Below are 17,610 nucleotides of genomic sequence, written 5' to 3'. Positions count from 1 at the left end.
TGGACCATCTCCCGAGGCCGCTCGGGATCTGCCTCATCACCACTAATGCCTTCTCTTCGCCCTTCATCCGCTTTTTTAATCGTGCAACCGCGTTGGCACATTAGTTGCAGAATGCCAGCTATAAGAATCTTTTGTTTCACATAATCTCACCGGGGTGCATAATGAAAAAAGTTTTGATGGCGGTCGCAGCAGCGGCAGTACTGATGGTGCAGGCGGGCAACGTGCTGGCCGATCAACTGCAGGATATCCAGAAACGCGGCGTACTGCGGGTGGCGATTCCCCAGGATTTTCCACCGTTTGGCTCAGTAGGGACCGATCTGCAACCTCAGGGCTATGACATCGACATGGCAAAGTATCTGGCCAAACAGATGAAACTTAAGTTGCAGCTGGTGCCGGTCAGCAGCGCGAACCGCGTACCTTACCTGCAAACAGATAAAGTCGATTTAGTCATCTCCAGCATGGGGAAAAATCCCGAACGCGAAAAGGTGATTGATTTTAGCCGGGCCTATGCGCCGTTCTTCCTGGGCGTTTTTGGTCCTAAAGGCGAACATCTGAAAGATGCAGCGGCGCTGAGCGGTAAATCTGTCGGCGTCACCCGTGGCGCAGTAGAAGATATGGTACTGAGCGAGGTGGCCCCTAAGGATGCGCAGGTGAAACGTTACGAAGATAACAACACCACCTTATCTGCCTATCTCTCTGGTCAGGTGCAGTACGTGGCAACGGGTAACCTGGTGGTCGCCGCCATTACGCGTCAGAACCCGGCTAAAGCCCCTGTTGCGCAGTTCATGCTGAAAGACTCACCGTGCTATATCGGGCTGAAGAAAGACGAACCCGCGCTGAAAGACAAAGTGAATACGCTGATTGACCAGGCGATCAAAGACGGCACGCTGAATAAATTATCCCAAGAGTGGCTGAAAGCGCCGCTGCCAGCCAACCTGGGCGCATAAGGACGGAGCAATGACCGGGCAACTTAATTTCCCTGCATTGTGGCCGTACTGGCCGGAGTTGCTCTCCGGCCTGTGGGTGACGATCCAGTTAACCGTGCTGGCCACGGTCGGCGGCGTCAGCATCGGTATCATCGGCGCGGCGCTTCGCAGTGGTAAACCCAGTTGGCCAAGTCGCCTGTGGGGCCTTTATGTTGAACTGATACGCAACACGCCGTTTGTGGTGCAGCTGTTTTTTATTGTGTTCGGCTTGCCCAATCTGGGGCTGAAGCTGACAGCCGGTGAAGCGGCCTTGCTTGCCATGTTGGTCAACCTTGGTGCCTACAGTACAGAAATCATCCGTGCCGGTATTCAGGTCACGCCAAAAGGGCAGTGGGAAGCCGGACGGGTGCTGGGCCTGACGCGCAGCCAGACGTTTCTGCGCGTGGTGTTGCCACCGTCGCTGCAGCGAATTTATCCGGCGCTGGTGAGTCAGTGCATCATTGTGATGCTGGGATCGTCGGTCGTCTCGCAGGTCTCTTACGAGGAGCTGACGTTCGCCGCCAACCTGATTCAGTCGCGCACCTTTTTGAGTTTTGAAGTCTATTCGGTGACCACGTTGATCTACCTGGCGTTGTCGATTGTGATGCGTCAGCTGTTGCTGGCGATTGGCCGCAAATGGCTGGGAGTGCAGGCATGATGACAACCTTTACTGACTGGGACATCCTGCGCAATCTGCTGCTGGCCGCACGCTGGACGATCGCCCTGTCGCTGGTGGCCTTTTTAGGCGGCACGCTCGTCACGTTACCTCTGCTGTTTTTACGCCTGTTAAAGCGTAAATGGCTGACGCGGGTGATTCGTGCCTATACCGAACTGTTTCAGGGCACGCCGCTGCTGATGCAGCTGTTTTTGGCTTTTTTTGGCGTAGGGCTGTTCGGTATTGACGTAGCACCCTGGACTGCTGCATCGCTGGCGCTGACCTTTTATACCAGCGCATTTCTGCTGGATATCTGGCACGGCAGTATTCAGGCCCTGCCCAAAGGACAGTGGGAAGCATCACGCTGCCTCGGGCTTGGTTTTGGCCAGACGCTGACGCGGGTGATCGCGCCGCAGGCGATTCGCATTGCTATCGCCCCGACGGTGGGATTTGCGGTGCAGGTGATTAAAGGCACGGCCCTGGCGTCGATCATCGGGTTTGTCGAGCTGACCAAGGCCGGCACCATTCTGAATAACGTGACCTATCAGCCTTTTAAAGTCTTTGGGCTGGTCGCACTGGGCTACTTCCTGCTGTGTTATCCGCTGTCGCGTTACAGCCAGTATCTGGAGAAAAAATTTAATGCCGCTCATCACCATTAATCAGGTCCAGAAGTATTACGGCACCAACCATGTTCTTAAAGGCGTGGATCTGGATATCGATATGGGAGAAGTGATCTCCATTATCGGCCGCAGCGGTTCAGGTAAAAGTACGTTGTTGCGCTGCATGAACGGGCTGGAAGGCTATCAGGATGGCAGCATTAAACTGGGCGGCATGACGATTACCGACCGTGATTCTCAGGCGCGGGAAATCAGCCGTTCAGTGGGCATGGTGTTTCAGAACTTCAACCTGTTCCCGCATATGACGGCGCTGGAAAACGTCATGCTGGCACCGCGTCGGGTACTGAAAAAAAGCCAGGCGGAGTGCCGGGAACTGGCGGCCCGTATGCTGGAAAAAGTGGGGCTGGGCGAGCGACTGGATTATTACCCTTCCAGTTTGTCTGGCGGTCAGCAGCAGCGCGTTGCCATTGCCCGGGCGCTGGCCATGGAACCCCGCGTATTACTGTGTGATGAGATTACTTCTGCGCTGGACCCTGAACTGGTCGGCGAAGTGCTGAAAGTGCTGGAGCAGCTTGCCGCAGAAGGCATGACCTTGATTCTCGTCACCCATGAAATGAACTTCGCCCGCGACGTGGGCGATCGTGTGGTCTTTATGCATCAGGGGCGCGTCTGGGAGCAGGGCGACAGTAAAACGTTGTTCGCCTCTCCGCAGACGGCGGAGCTAAAGCAGTTTATTTCCTCTGTGCGTCTTTGAGTGCTTAACAAGGAATTCACTATGGATATCTCTCAATTTCCACAAATTAATCCCCCTCAGCGTCTGTTAATGGGGCCTGGCCCCATCAATGCCGATCCGCGCGTGCTGCGTGCGATGTCGAGCCAACTGCTCGGACAGTACGATCCGGCGATGACGCACTATATGAATGAAGTGATGGCGCTGTATCGCGGCGTGTTTCGCACGGAAAACCGCTGGACGCTGCTGATCGACGGTACTTCCCGCGCCGGTATTGAGGCGATTCTGCTGTCGACAATTCGCCCTGGCGATAAAGTGCTGGTGCCGGTGTTTGGGCGTTTCGGCCATCTGCTGTGCGAAATTGCCCGCCGCTGCCGTGCCGAGGTGCACACGATTGACGTTCCATGGGGCGAGGTCTTCACGCCAGATCAGGTCGAAGACGCCATCAAAAAAGTCAAACCGCGCCTGTTGCTGACCGTGCAGGGCGACACCTCCACCACCATGCTGCAGCCGCTGGCTGAGCTGGGCGCAATCTGCAAAAAATATGGCGTGCTGTTTTACACCGATGCCACCGCGTCGCTGGCGGGAAATGCGCTGGAAACCGATGCATGGGGACTGGATGCCGTGTCCGCAGGTATGCAGAAGTGCCTGGGCGGTCCGTCGGGTACCTCGCCCGTCACCCTGAGCGATGAAATGGCGGCGGTGATCCGCAAGCGTAAATGCGTGGAGCAGGGGATTCGCACCGACGCGCATCAGGATGGCGACGACGAGATGATCTACTCCAACTATTTCGATCTCGGCATGATCATGGATTACTGGGGCCCGGAACGACTCAATCACCATACTGAAGCCACCAGCGCGCTGTTTGGCGCGCGCGAATGTGCGCGTCTGATCCTGCAGGAAGGCCTGGATAACGGTATTGCGCGCCACAAACTGCACGGCGAAGCCATGCTGAAAGGCATTCAGGGAATGGGACTGGAAACCTTTGGCGATCTCAGTAACAAGATGAGTAACGTTTTAGGCGTGGTGATTCCACAGGGCGTCAATGGCGATCAGGTCCGTAAACTGATGCTGGAGGATTTCGGCATTGAAATCGGTACCTCTTTTGGCCCGCTGCACGGCAAAGTCTGGCGCATTGGCACCATGGGTTACAACGCCCGTAAAGACTGCGTGATGCAAACCCTGGCGGCGCTGGAAATGGTGCTGGCGCACGTGGGCTACCGTGCGCCACAGGGTGCCGGTTCGCAGGCCGCCTGGGATCACTACGGGAGCCATGCATGATGATGAATGCCAGCGAGGCTCAGATTGCCGCCCGGCGTATCATGGCGCGCTGTGACGCGCTGGCTGAGATCAGCGAAAGCGATCAGGGGCTGACACGGGTTTACCTGTCACCAGAGCACCTGCGAGCCAATGCGCGCGTCGGCGAATGGATGCAGGCCGCCGGCATGACGGTCTGGCAGGATGCCGTCGGCAATATTTGCGGTCGTTATGAGGCCGCCCAGCCCGGTGCCCCGGCGCTGTTATTAGGTTCGCACCTGGACACGGTCCGCAATGCGGGCCGCTACGACGGGATGCTGGGCGTCCTGAGCGCCATCGAAACCGTGCAGTGGCTGAGCGATCATCAGCATCGCCTGCCGCTGGCGATTGAAGTCATCGGCTTCGGTGATGAAGAGGGCACGCGTTTTGGCATCACCTTACTCGGCAGTCGTGGTATCACCGGTACCTGGCCCGACAGCTGGCCAACGCATCCGGATGGCAACGGCATTACCGTTTCTCAGGCGATGCGCGATGTGGGACTGGATGCTACCCAGATCCCGCGTGCTGCGCGTGCCGTCAGCGATATCGTGGCCTATCTGGAGTTGCACATCGAGCAGGGACCTTGCCTGGAGCAGGACGATCTCGCGCTGGGCGTTGTCACAGCGATCAACGGTGCCCGCCGCCTGAACTGCAGCTTTACGGGCGAAGCCGGACATGCCGGTACGGTGCCGATGAACCACCGTAAAGATGCCCTGGCGGCGGCGGCAGAATGGATGGTATTTATTGAACACACGACGCGCGAACAACCGGGGCAGTTAGTGGCAACGGTAGGCACGCTTAGCTGTGCACCGGGCGCGGTCAACGTTATTCCGGGCGAGGTGAACCTGTCGCTCGATGTGCGTGGGCCGGAGGACGCGCCGCTTGAGTCGCTGCTGTCCACGTTACTGACCCAGGCGGAAGCCATTGCGCTGCGTCGGGGTTTGACCTTTACGTCTCATGAATATTACCGCATTGCGGCGACGGCCTGCGATGCGAGGTTACAGCAGGCGCTGAGCCACGCGATTGAAACCGTACAGGGGCGCAGTCTGGCACTGCCCAGCGGCGCAGGCCATGATGCTATCGCGATTGCGGAACGCTGGCCGGTAGGGATGCTGTTTGTGCGCAACCATCGCGGCATTAGCCATCATCCGGCGGAATCGGTTAAGGAAGCAGATGTCGGCCCAGCCGTTCAGGCTTATTTGCAGGCCGTTTGCCACCTTGCGGAGCAGCACTAAATGGATCTCGTCACCTTTAATCAGTTACCCGACGCCGCCGCTCAGCTTGCGCTGTCGCACTGCGTCGCGATTCCACGCTGGCAGCAGGCGATGGTGGCGGCGCGCCCCTTTCACAGCCTTGAGGCATTGATTGCCGAAGCACAACGGCTGACAGCTGACTGGCAGACAGAAGACCTCAATTTTGCCCTGTCGGCGCATCCGCGAATCGGTGACAAGGTGCAGGGCAACGGTATTGAAAAATGTTTATCGCGCAGTGAACAAGCCGCCATGCACCAGGCGGACGACGGGCTGCAGCAGGCAATGCTGCGGGGAAATCAGGCTTATGAGGCGCGTTTTAATCGGGTATTTCTGATCCGGGCAAAAGGGCGCAGCGCGCAAAACCTGCTGGACGAACTCACACGGCGGCTGGACAACGACCACGAAACCGAGCAGCAAGAAGCGCTGGAACAGCTGCGTGAGATCACCCTGCTACGGCTTAAGGAGAGTTTTTCATGAGCACAATCAGCACCCATATTCTGGATACCGCGCTGGGGAAACCCGCGGCTGACGTGGCAATCTTGCTGGAACAGAGCACGGCACAAGGCTGGTCAACTTATGCCCGCGGCGTCACCGACGGCGATGGTCGCCTCAAGGACTTGACGCCAGAGCCGATCGCGCCAGGCCATTACCGCCTGACGGCGGCGATTGGCGACTACTTTCGCGTGACCGGACGGGATGCGCTGTACGTCAGTGCGCAAATCGATTTCGTGATTGCTGCAAGCGGCAGCCATTACCATCTGCCATTTTTAATCTCGCCCTGGAGCTGGTCTACCTATCGCGGCAGCTGACGGGGTTATCAGGCGCGGCACTTTTCCGCTGCGCTTGAGAGCTACCGGCTATCAAAACCTTCGGCCCATCCGAATATATTCTTGCTAACACCAGGGTTATCTTAAGGATGACAATGTGAAGGCAACGGAGCCGATAATGAGCACGCCAAAAGATAATGATGTAGCCGCTTCAGGAAAATGTCCCTTTCATCACGGTAAATCGGAAGAAGAAAGCGTTCTGGCTCGCGGAGCCGGTAGTGGCACCAGCAATCGCGACTGGTGGCCAAATATGCTGCGCGTGGACCTGCTGAACCAGCATTCCAATCGTTCAAATCCCCTCGGCGAAGACTTTAACTATCGCGAAGAATTCAGCAAGCTGGACTATGCTGCGCTGAAAGCCGACATCCGGGCGTTGCTCACCGACTCCCAATCCTGGTGGCCTGCCGACTGGGGCACCTACATTGGCTTGTTTATCCGTATGGCCTGGCACAGTGCCGGTACTTACCGCACCATCGACGGCCGTGGGGGTTCAGGTCGTGGTCAACAGCGCTTTGCCCCGCTGAATTCCTGGCCAGATAACGTCAGCCTTGATAAAGCCCGTCGCCTGTTGTGGCCGGTGAAACAGAAATACGGCCAGAAAATCTCCTGGGCCGACCTCTATATCCTCGCCGGCAACGTCTCGCTGGAAAACTCAGGTTTCCGTACCTTCGGTTTTGGTGCCGGTCGTGAAGACGTCTGGGAACCGGATATGGACGTGGACTGGGGTCATGAAACCGAGTGGCTGGCACATCGCCATCCAGAAAGCCTGGCGAATGCGCCACTGGGCGCCACAGAAATGGGCCTGATTTATGTCAACCCGGAAGGCCCCAACGCCAGTGGCGATCCGGCCTCTGCCGCGCCTGCTATTCGCGCCACCTTCGGCAACATGGGCATGAACGATGAAGAGATCGTCGCGCTGATTGCGGGTGGTCACACCCTGGGTAAAACCCACGGTGCCGCCGCTGCGAGCCACGTGGGCGTCGATCCTGAAGCCTCACCTATCGAAGCGCAGGGCTTTGGCTGGAGCAATAACCATGGTAGCGGCGTGGGTGCAGATGCGATTACCTCGGGTCTTGAAGTGGTCTGGACGCAGACACCAACGCAGTGGAGCAACTACTTCTTCGAGAACCTGTTCAAATACGAATGGGTAAAAACGCACAGCCCGGCCGGTGCTATTCAGTATGAAGCAGTCAATGCCGACGACATTATTCCGGACCCGTTCGATCCGGCGAAAAAGCGCAAGCCGACCATGCTGGTGACGGATCTGACGTTACGTTTCGACCCAGAGTTCGAGAAGATTTCTCGCCGTTTCCTGAACGATCCGCAGTCCTTTAACGAAGCCTTTGCCCGCGCCTGGTTCAAATTGACCCACCGTGATATGGGGCCAAAAGCGCGCTACATCGGTCCTGAAGTGCCAAAGGAAGATTTACTGTGGCAGGACCCGTTACCGCAGCCTACGCATCAGCCGACGCCAGGCGATATTAGCGAACTGAAAGCGAAAATCGCTGCGTCGGGCCTGACGGTCAGCCAGCTGGTGTCTGTTGCCTGGGCGTCTGCATCGACCTTCCGTGGCGGTGACAAACGTGGTGGTGCTAACGGTGCCCGTCTGGCGCTGGCACCACAGAATAGCTGGGCGGTAAACGCCAGCGTGGTTAACGACGTATTACCTAAACTGCAGCAGATTCAGCAGGAATCCGGTAAGGCTTCGCTGGCTGATGTGATCGTACTGGCGGGCAGCGTCGGTATCGAAATGGCCGCAGCCGCAGCAGGCGTTGCCGCACAGGTGCCGTTTATCCCAGGCCGTGTGGATGCGCGTCAGGATCAAACCGATGTGGAATCCTTTAACGTGCTGCAACCGCTGGCCGATGGTTTCCGTAACTACCGTCGCGTACAGGGTGGTTCATCGACAGAAACCCTGTTGCTGGACAAAGCGCAGCAGCTGACGCTGAGTGCTCCAGAGCTGACCGCGCTGGTGGGTGGCTTACGTGTACTGGGCACCAACTTTGACGGCAGCCATCACGGCGTGTTTACCGACCGAGTGGGCGTCCTGAGTAACGATTTCTTTGTGAATTTGCTGGATATGCGCACCGCATGGCGTGCGACTGACGGCAGTGAAGAGATCTTCGAAGGCCGCGATCGTCAGAACGGAGCGGTGAAATTCAGCGCGACGCGTGCCGATCTGGTGTTCGGTTCCAACGCCATTCTGCGTGCTCTGGCAGAAGTTTATGCCAGCAGCGACGCAAAACAGAAGTTTGTTACTGACTTCGTGGCGGCCTGGACGAAAGTGATGAATCTGGATCGTTTCGACCTGTAGTAATCCTGAATCACCCCCGGCCTGTCCGGGGGTGACGTCATTCCGTTAGCGTAAAGCCATCAGCATCGCGCCAGGCCGGGAACCGTTCGCGGTATGCCCGCAGGTCTGACAGCGATAACGCGGCATCAACGCTGCCTGCTTTGCAGGATTCACCTGCCGCCAGAATCTCGCCCTGTGGCGAAATAATCCGACTGTCCCCACTGTACTCGTGCTGATTGCCATCGCTGCCCACGCGATTGCAGCCTGCAACAAATGCCTGATTCTCAATCGCCCGTGCCAGCAGTAACGCCTGCCAGTGAAGGGTGCGCGGTGCCGGCCAGTTAGCGACATACAGCGCCAGATCGTAATCATCCCGGTTACGCGAGAACACCGGAAAACGCAGGTCATAACAGATTTGCGGCAAAATACGCCAGCCTCGCCACTGAATCACCGTGCGTGCCTTACCGGCAATATAGTGATGCTGCTCGTCGGCCATGCGAAACAGGTGACGTTTATCATACTGATGTAACGTGCCATCCGGCTCAATCAGCAGAAAACGGTTTACGGCGCCCTCCGCAGTATGAATGGCGGCGCTGCCGCCCACCAGCGCATCACAGCGCCGCGCATGCTGTCCTAACCACTCGACCACCTGCGCCTGCGGTAGCGCCGACTGGGCGGCTTCCATCGCAAAGCCGGTGGTAAACATTTCCGGCAGAATAATCACATCCCGTTGCGTGAGGTTGGCTAAGATCCGATCGAAATGGCGCAGGTTGGCCTCGCCATCCATCCACGTCAGGGGCTCCTGTAGCAGCGTTATCGCTAAAGTCGACATAACCGCTCCGCTGCTGCATCGAGTGTGGCTTCCTGTTTCGCAAAGCACAACCGGATGAGTTTGTGGGGGAAAGGTCCGGCACAAAACACCGACAGGGGAATCGCCGCGACGCCCACTTCGCGCGTCAGCCACTGGCAAAACTCCACATCGTTCAGATCGGAAATCGCGCTGTAGTCCATCAGCAGAAAATAGGTGCCTTCGCACGGCAACAGGCGGAACCGACTGCTGCTCAGCGCCTGCATCAACCGATCACGGCGCGCGCGATAAAAATCGGGAAGTTCGCGGTAGTGCTCTGGATGCTGGCGCAGCATATCGGCAATCGCCAATTGAGCCGGCGTGTTCACGGAAAACGTCAGGTATTGATGGATCTTGCGGATCTCGGCGCTAATAGCGGCAGGCGCAACGCAATAGCCCACTTTCCAGCCGGTCATGTGAAAGGTTTTGCCAAAGGATGACACCGCAATTGCACGCTGGCGCAACGCGGGATGGGCCAGCACGCTGGCATGGCCTGCCTCGGCAAAGCAGATGTGCTCATAGACTTCATCGCTCAGCACATAGATTTCCCGGTCAGAGATCGCCTGCCACAACGCGGCATAGTCCGCCTGGTGCCAGACGCTGGCTGAAGGATTATGTGGCGTGTTTAAAATGACCAGGCGGGTTTTGTCACTTAACAGCGCGGAGAACGCCGACCAGTCCACCGCGAACAACGGCGGCTGCAACGTGATGCGTTTCAGAATACCGCCTGCCAGCTCCACCGCAGGCGCATAGCTGTCGTAACTGGGATCGAAACAGATCACTTCGTCACCGGGCCGCACCAGGGCGGTGATGGCGGCATAAAGCGCTTCTGTCGCGCCTGCCGTCACGGTGATGTCGTCGTTAACGCAGGGGCGATAGCCGTAGAGCGCGGCGGTTTTATCCGCAATAGCTTCGCGAAGCGGTTGTGCGCCGGTCATGGGCGCATACTGATTCGCGCCCTGGCTGACATGGTAAGCCAGCCTCTCCTGCAGGTAAGACGGACCGTCAAAATCCGGAAACCCCTGGGAAAGATTAATGGCATTATGCTGCTGTGCCAGCGCGCTCATTTGCGTGAATATCGTTGTGCCGAGTGCAGGCAGTTTGCTCTCGGGCGTCAGGTTGGACTGCGTCATGATTAGGTAGCCTTACGCGCAAAAACGGTAGCGGAGAAACCCTTAGTTGATGCCACTATAAACAGGATGCTAGTATTTGGCAATCAAGACGCTTAGACGGCTAAAAGGAACGGTGATGTCCGATTCATCTGCAGTAGAAAACCTGGTGGAAGCCTGTCACTGGATAGGCGCGAAGGGCTGGGCACCGGCCACCGGCGGCAATATGTCGGTGCGTCAGGATGCTCATTTTTGCCTGCTGAGTGAGTCGGGCAAAGATAAAGGCAGCCTGACGCGCGACGATTTTATCCAGGTCGAGATTGCCACCTGTCAGGCGCCTTCGGGGCGCAAACCTTCGGCGGAGACCGCGCTGCATACGCTGATTTACCGGTTGTTTCCGGAGGCGGGCGCGGTGTTGCACACGCACACGGTGAACGCCACGGTGTTGTCCCGGGTTGAGCAGGGCGCGGCCTTGTTGCTGTACGGTTATGAGATGCAAAAGTCGCTGAGCGGCCAGACGACGCATGACACTACCGTGGCGATTCCAGTATTCGACAACAGCCAGGATGTGGCGGCGCTGGCGTCAGAGATCGAGGATTATGCTGCCCGCTTTCCGTTGCGCTATGGCTTTCTGCTGCGTGGACACGGCCTGACCTGCTGGGGCAAAGACGTCGCTGAAGCCCGTCGCCATCTGGAAGGTCTGGAATTTTTATTTGAATGCGAGCGCCAACGTCGCCTGCTGGAGAAAGCATGATAAAGGCCATTGTTACCGATATTGAAGGCACCACCAGCGATATCCGCTTTGTACACAACGTTCTGTTTCCCTATGCCCGTGCGCATCTGGCGGACTATGTTCGCCAGCATCAGGCGCAGGCTGACGTGCAACAGGCGCTGAACGCGGTGCGTGCCGAAGCGGGGCAACCCGATGCCGATATAAACGGCGTCATTGATATTCTGTTTTCTTACATGGATGCGGATCGCAAATCGACCGGTTTAAAGGCGCTGCAGGGGATGATTTGGCGAGAAGGCTACCTGAACGGCAGTTTCACCGGACATCTTTATCCTGACGTGCTGCCTGCGCTCACGGCCTGGCACGCGCAAGGTATTAAATTATATATATATTCCTCTGGCTCGGTTGCCGCGCAGAAATTGTTATTTGGCTACAGCGATGAAGGTGATATTACTGGTTTGTTCAGCGGCTACTTTGATACTCACGTAGGTGCCAAGCGCGAGATGACGTCGTATCAGAACATCGCCGCGCAAACAGGCTTGCCGGCTGATCAACTGCTGTTTCTTTCTGATATTCATCAGGAGCTGGACGCAGCAGAGCAGGCCGGCTGGCACACGCTGCAGCTGATTCGTGACGCGGCAGATGATGACAGCCATCATCGTCAGGTCACTAATTTTTCCCAGATTAACCCGGAGTCGATTTGAGATGAGTGCACTGACCATTTTTAGCGATAGCGATCCCAGCCAGCCGATATGGCACAGCACCGATGCCGAAGCGATTCGCGCGCGGCTGAATGCCAAAGACGTCCGTTTTGAACGCTGGCAGGCCGACCGCGATCTGGGGGAAAACCCGGATGCGGAAACGGTTATCAATGCTTATCAACATGCCATTGATCGCCTGGTGGCCGAGAAAGGTTATCAGAGCTGGGACGTGATCAGCATGCGCGCCGATAACCCGCAGAAGGACGTTCTGCGCCAGAAATTCCTGTCGGAACACACGCACGGCGAAGATGAAGTTCGCTTCTTTGTCGAGGGCGCAGGGCTGTTCTGTCTGCACCTCGACGGTGAAATTTTGCAGATCCTGTGCGAAAAGAACGACCTGATCTCGGTGCCTGCTGGCACACCGCACTGGTTTGATATGGGATCGTCCCCGCATTTTACTGCGATCCGCATTTTTGATAACCAGGAAGGCTGGATTGCCAATTTCACCGGCGACAAGATTGCAGATGCCTATCCACGACTGGCGTAAGTAAGCCGGTATCGTTAAGCGCGCTGCTTCCTGTGGGGAAGCAGCATCGCTAATCACTGTGGCTGAAAGAGGCCGTCCTGAACCTGCTGTGGGGTGACCACGCCCGTATCCAGTACCCAACCGCTGATAAGCGCCGCTGGCGTGACGTCGAAGGCCGGATTGTATACCCGGGCATCGGCAGGTGCCCACTGCACGCTACCGAAGCTGCCAGCAACGCCGGTGACTTCGCTGGCGGCACGCTGTTCGATAGGAATGGCTGACCCCGTCGGACACAGGCGATCCAGCGTGGTATGCGGGGCGGCAACGTAAAAGGGAATACCGTGATAGTGCGCCAGCACCGCCAGGCTGTAGGTGCCAATCTTATTCGCAACGTCGCCATTGGCAGCAATGCGATCGGCACCGACCCAGATGGCATCGACGTTGCCCGCCGCCATCAGGCTGGCGGCCATCGCGTCGGTAATCAGATGATAGGGCACGCCGAGCTCGCCGAGTTCCCACGCCGTTAAGCGTCCGCCTTGCAACAAAGGGCGCGTTTCATCGACCCAAACGTTACGAACCTTGCCCTGCTGATGCGCGCGCGCGATAACGCCCAGTGCTGTGCCGACGCCCGCGGTAGCCAGGCCACCGGTATTGCAGTGGGTTAACAGCTGGCTTCCGGGTTTGACCAGCGCGCTTCCGGCTTCAGCGATGCGCTCACAGAGCTGTTTGTCTTCATTAACCAGACGCAGCGCTTCGTCCACCAGGCTCGTCACCCTTTCAGGTTTTTCCAGCGCCTGCTTCATCCTGTCCAGGTTATTCATCAGGTTGACCGCAGTCGGGCGGGCGGCGCGCAGGATCGCCAGTGACTGCGCCAGCTGCTCGCGCGTTTCACCTTGTTCCGCGAGTAGCGCCAGCAGCAGCGAGGCAGACAAGCCAATTAAGGGGGCGCCGCGTACCCGCAGCGCATGAATGTGTTCAACCAACTGCGCGACCGAATGGGCAGGCAGCCAGTTTTGTTGCTGTGGCAGGGCCTGCTGATCCAGTATCCAGAGCTGGTTGTTGCGAACCTGTAAGCTGGTGGTTTGGAATGTCTGCATTCTTGGTGAATTCCATGTTGCGTTAATGGCGGATATTGTGCCAACATGCTTAACGGATGTATAGACGTCTGAACGGCTTATTACGAAAGATTAATCAGGTCCGGCTTGCACCGGCGTTTGTTGATGAGGAAAGGTCAATGTCGCAATACCGTACATTCACTGCAGCTGACGCTGTGGAATATGCCAAAACGTTTGGCGGCATGGATGATCCTTCTGTTTTATGCAGCGCGGAAGAGATCGGCGATGGTAACCTGAATCTGGTCTTCAAGATTTACGACAATCAGGGAAAAAGCCGCGTCGTGGTCAAGCAGGCGCTACCCTACGTGCGTTGTGTCGGTGAGTCATGGCCGTTAACGCTCGATCGCGCCCGCATTGAGGCGCAAACCCTGGTTGAGCACTACAAATATTGCCCTCAGCACACGGTCAACGTGACGCATTACGATGCGGAACTGGCGGTGATGGTGATGGAAGATCTCTCCAGCCACCAAATCTGGCGCAGTGAGCTGGTCAAAGGCGCGTACTATCCTGAAGCACCTCGTCAGCTGGGTGAATACCTGGCCCAGACGCTGTTCCATACCTCGGACTTTATTCTGCACCCGCACCATAAAAAAGCCGAAGTGGCGCGCTTTATCAACCCGGAACTGTGCGAAATCACCGAGGACCTGTTCTTCAACGATCCCTACACTGACCATGAGCGCAACAGCTATCCTGAAGCGCTGGAGCCGCTGGTCGCCTCACTGCGCACCGACGACGCGTTGCGTATTGCCGTTGCCGGGCTTAAACACCGTTTCTTTAGCCATGCCGAAGCCTTGCTGCATGGGGATATCCACAGCGGCTCCATCTTTGTGGCTGACGGGAGCCTCAAAGCGATCGATGCTGAGTTTGGCTACTTTGGGCCGATTGGCTTCGATGTTGGCACCGCGCTGGGTAATCTGCTGATTAATTACTGCGGTTTGCCCGGCCTGCTGGCACCGCGCGAAGCCGTTGATGCTCGTGAGCAGCGCCTTAGCGATGTGCGTGATGTGTGGAATACGTTCGCAGCACGTTTCCTGGCGCTGGCAGAAAGCAAGACGCAGGATGTGGCCATGGCTTATCCGGGCTATGCCCAGGCGTTTCTGCGTAAAGTCTGGGCGGATACCATTGGTTACTGTGGCACTGAGTTGATCCGTCGGACGGTGGGCATGTCGCACGTGGCGGACATGAAGCTTATCCGGGATGATGAGATGCGCACCGATTGCATTCGTAATGCGATTACGTTGGGCCGCACGCTGATTCTGGCCGCCGGGCACGTTGAGGATGTCGAAGCATTGATTGCCCGCATTCGTCAGGCAGGGTAAAAAAAAGGCCGACATGATGTCGGCCTGATGGATTATGCCGCCTCGCTGGGGCGGGCGGGCTTAGAGACAGTCTGCTTTGCCGGAACGGCCAGCGCATCAGCCTCAAACTCATCCACGTTAATGGAACGCAGACGGCTCTGCTCGGCGCGTTTCAACACCTCTGCTTCTTTGTCGTCAATCCAGCCCTTCTCCAGCGCCTGTTTTGCCAGTGCATCAAGTCGGGTGAACGAGAAGTGTTTTTTATGCTGTTTGCACAGGCGGTCATGAATCACTTCTGCCGCCATCACATCCTGCAGTGCCTGCTCTAACTGACCTGCTGGGTTATGCTGGCTCGGCGCCAGATACTGACCGCGACCCAGGCGCGAGCGCGTTGCGGAAGGCACCTGCAGCATTTTTGCCAGTTTATGGTCCAGGCGATCGGATGGAGCAGGGCAGTGCTGACCACCGGCGAACACCACCAGTCGGATCACCCCAGCCACCAGACGATTCGGGAAGTTGCTCAGCAGATCGTCCATGGCTTTTTCTGCCTTATTCAGCGCATCCTGCACGCCCCACTGCACCAGCGGTAAATCCGCCTCGTGACGCCCTTCATCGTCATAACGTTTCAGGGTGGCAGACGCCAGATAGAGTTGGCTCAGCACATCCCCCAGACGGGCCGACATGCGTTCGCGACGCTTCAGACTGCCGCCTAACACCGCCATAGAGACATCTGACAGCAACGCCAGGTTGGCACTGATGCGGTTCATGTGCTGATAATAGCGACGCGTGGCATCGCGGGTAGGCGCAGCGCTGGTGCGTCCGCCAAGCAGGCCCAGCCACAGGCTGCGCATCGCATTGCTGCCTACGTGACCAATATGGCTGAACAGCGCTTTATCAAAGGCCGCAACATCGTTGCTGGCAGCGGCAGCCATTTCCTGCAGGACATAAGGATGGCAACGAATCGCGCCCTGACCAAAGATAATCATGCTGCGGGTCAGGATATTCGCGCCTTCCACCGTGATAGCGATAGGTGCGCCCTGATAGGCACGCGCCAGGAAGTTGCTGTCGCCCAGCATGATGCCTTTACCGCCCGCAATATCCATAGCATCGATGATCGACTGCTGGGCGCGGTGGGTACAGTGGTATTTCACAATGGCTGACAGCACGGCGGGTTTCTCACCCTGCATAATCCCGGTGGTAATCAGCGTTGCGGCTGCGTCCATCACATAGGCATTACCTGCGATTCGTGCCAGCGGCTCTTCGATGCCTTCCATTTTACCGATAGACAGCTTGAACTGACGACGGATGTGAGCATAAGCACCGGTTGCCAGCGCCACACTTTTCAGGCTGCCGGTTGAGTTTGACGGCAGCGTGATGCCACGACCGACCGACAGACATTCCACCAGCATCCGCCAACCCTGACCGGCCATTTCCGGGCCACCAATGATGAAATCGATAGGAACAAAAATGTCTTTGCCACGGGTTGGGCCATTCTGAAACGGCACGTTGAGGGGGAAGTGGCGATGACCGATTTCCACACCCGGCGTGCTGGTCGGGATCAGGGCACAGGTAATGCCCAGCTCCTCTTTCTCGCCCAGCAAATGCTCTGGATCGGAGAGTTTAAAAGCCAGACCCAGCACGGTAGCGATAGGGGCTAACGTGATATAGCGCTTGTTCCAGGTCAGGCGCATGCCCAGCACCTGCTGGCCCTGCCACTCGCCCATGCAGACCACACCCGTATCGGGAATCGCTCCGGCATCTGAACCGGCTTCCGGGCTGGTCAGCGCGAAACAGGGAATTTCATCTCCCCGGGCCAGACGCGGTAAATAGTGGTCTTTCTGTTTTTCCGTACCGTAATGTTGCAGCAGTTCGCCCGGGCCGAGTGAGTTAGGCACGCCTACGGTAATCGCCAGAATACCCGATACGCCCGACAGTTTTTGCAACACGCGCGCCTGTGCATAGGCAGAGAATTCCAGCCCGCCGTACTCTTTTTTGATGATCATGGCGAAGAAGCGGTGCTCTTTCAGATATGCCCACAGTTCCGGTGGCATATCAGCCAGCTCATGGGTGATCTGGAAATCATTTGCCATGCGGCAGGCTTCTTCCACTGGGCCATCGATAAAGGCCTGCTCTTCCGGTGTCAGGCGCGGTTGTGGATAGTTATGCAGTTTCTGCCAGTCGGGTTTGCCCTGGAACAGATCGCCTTCCCACCAGGTGGTGCCCGCGTCAATCGCCTCTTTCTCTGTGCGTGACATTGGCGGCATCACTTTCTGGAAGCGTTGCAGCATCGGTTGGGAAAACAGTTTGCGGCGCATACTGGTCAGGTTCAGCGGCAGCAGAATAATCGCCAGCGGTAACAGCAGCCAGGGCGTCCAAAGGTGGGCCGCCGCCATCGCTGCAGTCCACAGCAGGAGAATTGCGCTGCTGAGGGGCAGAGAGAGGCGGTGATAAAACAGCGCGCCAATTAGCACCACTGTCGCAAGAATCGAGACAACCATCATAATGAAGTGCTCCGTTAAGTAGTAAGAGGTCTGACCTGTTATGAGTAGAGGTGTAAATCAGATGCTGGCATTTATCAATTTTTTTACATCGCAATTACAACCTGACTCACAAAATCAGCCAAACAGCGCGTTGAATGAAAACAGCGG

The 17,610-nt window shown here is 57.2% G+C and carries 17 protein-coding genes; 13 read left to right on the top strand and 4 right to left on the bottom strand.

The window, feature by feature from the left end:
* The first annotated feature begins 161 nt into the window (after positions 1–161).
* The 9 genes from QNH99_RS17295 to katG all read left to right on the top strand — a co-directional run bounded on the left by QNH99_RS17295 (position 162) and on the right by katG (position 8,657).
* Positions 162–947 carry a transporter substrate-binding domain-containing protein gene (locus tag QNH99_RS17295; protein WP_063878531.1) on the top strand — a complete coding sequence of 262 codons (786 nt, stop codon included), beginning with the start codon at positions 162–164 and terminating at the stop codon, positions 945–947.
* Between the two features lie 10 nt (positions 948–957).
* Positions 958–1,623 carry an amino acid ABC transporter permease gene (locus QNH99_RS17290; RefSeq protein ID WP_063878532.1) on the top strand — a complete coding sequence of 222 codons (666 nt, stop codon included), beginning with the start codon at positions 958–960 and terminating at the stop codon, positions 1,621–1,623.
* The gene (locus QNH99_RS17285) at positions 1,623–2,279 is read left to right on the top strand and encodes an amino acid ABC transporter permease (RefSeq protein WP_063881111.1); all 657 of its coding nucleotides are present in this window, start codon (positions 1,623–1,625) and stop codon (positions 2,277–2,279) included. The genes QNH99_RS17290 and QNH99_RS17285 overlap by 1 nt, the downstream gene beginning before the upstream one ends.
* Positions 2,260–2,991 (top strand): amino acid ABC transporter ATP-binding protein, encoded by a 732-nt coding sequence (locus QNH99_RS17280; protein WP_014592994.1) that lies wholly within the window; start codon positions 2,260–2,262, stop codon positions 2,989–2,991. The genes QNH99_RS17285 and QNH99_RS17280 overlap by 20 nt, the downstream gene beginning before the upstream one ends.
* A gap of 21 nt (positions 2,992–3,012) precedes the next feature.
* The gene (locus QNH99_RS17275) at positions 3,013–4,248 is read left to right on the top strand and encodes a pyridoxal-phosphate-dependent aminotransferase family protein (protein ID WP_109718278.1); all 1,236 of its coding nucleotides are present in this window, start codon (positions 3,013–3,015) and stop codon (positions 4,246–4,248) included.
* Entirely contained in the window at positions 4,245–5,498 is a 1,254-nt protein-coding gene (hpxK, locus tag QNH99_RS17270) for an allantoate amidohydrolase (RefSeq protein WP_410516976.1), read from the top strand. Before QNH99_RS17275 ends, hpxK begins: the two co-directional genes overlap by 4 nt.
* Positions 5,499–5,993: a 2-oxo-4-hydroxy-4-carboxy-5-ureidoimidazoline decarboxylase gene (gene uraD / locus QNH99_RS17265; protein WP_063878535.1), complete on the top strand. Its 495-nt coding sequence runs from the start codon at positions 5,499–5,501 to the stop codon at positions 5,991–5,993.
* Complete coding sequence (uraH, locus tag QNH99_RS17260; RefSeq protein ID WP_410516975.1) at positions 5,990–6,325, top strand: hydroxyisourate hydrolase; 336 nt, start codon at positions 5,990–5,992, stop codon at positions 6,323–6,325. The genes uraD and uraH overlap by 4 nt, the downstream gene beginning before the upstream one ends.
* Before the next feature lie 136 nt (positions 6,326–6,461).
* Positions 6,462–8,657, top strand: coding sequence for a catalase/peroxidase HPI (katG, locus tag QNH99_RS17255; RefSeq protein ID WP_241567289.1), 2,196 nt, complete (start codon positions 6,462–6,464; stop codon positions 8,655–8,657).
* 37 nt (positions 8,658–8,694) lie between these two features.
* Here katG and QNH99_RS17250 read toward each other — a convergent pair whose 3' ends face one another.
* Together QNH99_RS17250 and QNH99_RS17245 are read right to left on the bottom strand one after the other, a co-directional pair.
* A complete protein-coding gene (locus tag QNH99_RS17250; protein ID WP_410516974.1) occupies positions 8,695–9,468 on the bottom strand; it encodes an amidohydrolase in 774 nt (257 codons plus the stop codon).
* Positions 9,456–10,616 (bottom strand): pyridoxal phosphate-dependent aminotransferase, encoded by a 1,161-nt coding sequence (locus tag QNH99_RS17245; RefSeq protein WP_410516973.1) that lies wholly within the window; start codon positions 10,614–10,616, stop codon positions 9,456–9,458. Before QNH99_RS17245 ends, QNH99_RS17250 begins: the two co-directional genes overlap by 13 nt.
* Before the next feature lie 115 nt (positions 10,617–10,731).
* On the opposite strand from QNH99_RS17245, the gene QNH99_RS17240 reads away from it, so the two are divergent.
* From QNH99_RS17240 to QNH99_RS17230, 3 genes are read left to right on the top strand one after another with little or no spacing between them, the layout of a single operon-like run.
* Positions 10,732–11,346, top strand: a complete 615-nt coding sequence (locus QNH99_RS17240) for a methylthioribulose 1-phosphate dehydratase (protein ID WP_063878540.1) — start codon at positions 10,732–10,734, stop codon at positions 11,344–11,346.
* Positions 11,343–12,026 carry an acireductone synthase gene (mtnC, locus tag QNH99_RS17235; protein ID WP_410516972.1) on the top strand — a complete coding sequence of 228 codons (684 nt, stop codon included), beginning with the start codon at positions 11,343–11,345 and terminating at the stop codon, positions 12,024–12,026. Before QNH99_RS17240 ends, mtnC begins: the two co-directional genes overlap by 4 nt.
* 1 nt (position 12,027) lies before the next feature.
* Positions 12,028–12,570, top strand: coding sequence for a 1,2-dihydroxy-3-keto-5-methylthiopentene dioxygenase (locus QNH99_RS17230; RefSeq protein ID WP_014606507.1), 543 nt, complete (start codon positions 12,028–12,030; stop codon positions 12,568–12,570).
* A gap of 53 nt (positions 12,571–12,623) precedes the next feature.
* Here QNH99_RS17230 and mtnA read toward each other — a convergent pair whose 3' ends face one another.
* Positions 12,624–13,646, bottom strand: coding sequence for an S-methyl-5-thioribose-1-phosphate isomerase (mtnA, locus tag QNH99_RS17225; RefSeq protein WP_109718283.1), 1,023 nt, complete (start codon positions 13,644–13,646; stop codon positions 12,624–12,626).
* Between the two features lie 137 nt (positions 13,647–13,783).
* Between mtnA and mtnK the strand changes: the two genes are divergently transcribed.
* The gene (gene mtnK, locus QNH99_RS17220) at positions 13,784–14,983 is read left to right on the top strand and encodes an S-methyl-5-thioribose kinase (protein WP_063878543.1); all 1,200 of its coding nucleotides are present in this window, start codon (positions 13,784–13,786) and stop codon (positions 14,981–14,983) included.
* 32 nt (positions 14,984–15,015) lie between these two features.
* On the opposite strand, the gene fadE is transcribed toward mtnK, so the two are convergent.
* Positions 15,016–17,463 (bottom strand): acyl-CoA dehydrogenase FadE, encoded by a 2,448-nt coding sequence (fadE, locus tag QNH99_RS17215; protein WP_241567282.1) that lies wholly within the window; start codon positions 17,461–17,463, stop codon positions 15,016–15,018.
* Positions 17,464–17,610: the final 147 nt, after the last annotated feature.

It is taken from the genome of Pantoea allii (genome assembly GCF_046529425.1).
Lineage (GTDB): Bacteria > Pseudomonadota > Gammaproteobacteria > Enterobacterales > Enterobacteriaceae > Pantoea > Pantoea allii.
The sequence above is the reverse complement of the archived record's forward strand: the minus strand, read 5'-3'. Positions and strand labels throughout refer to the sequence as shown.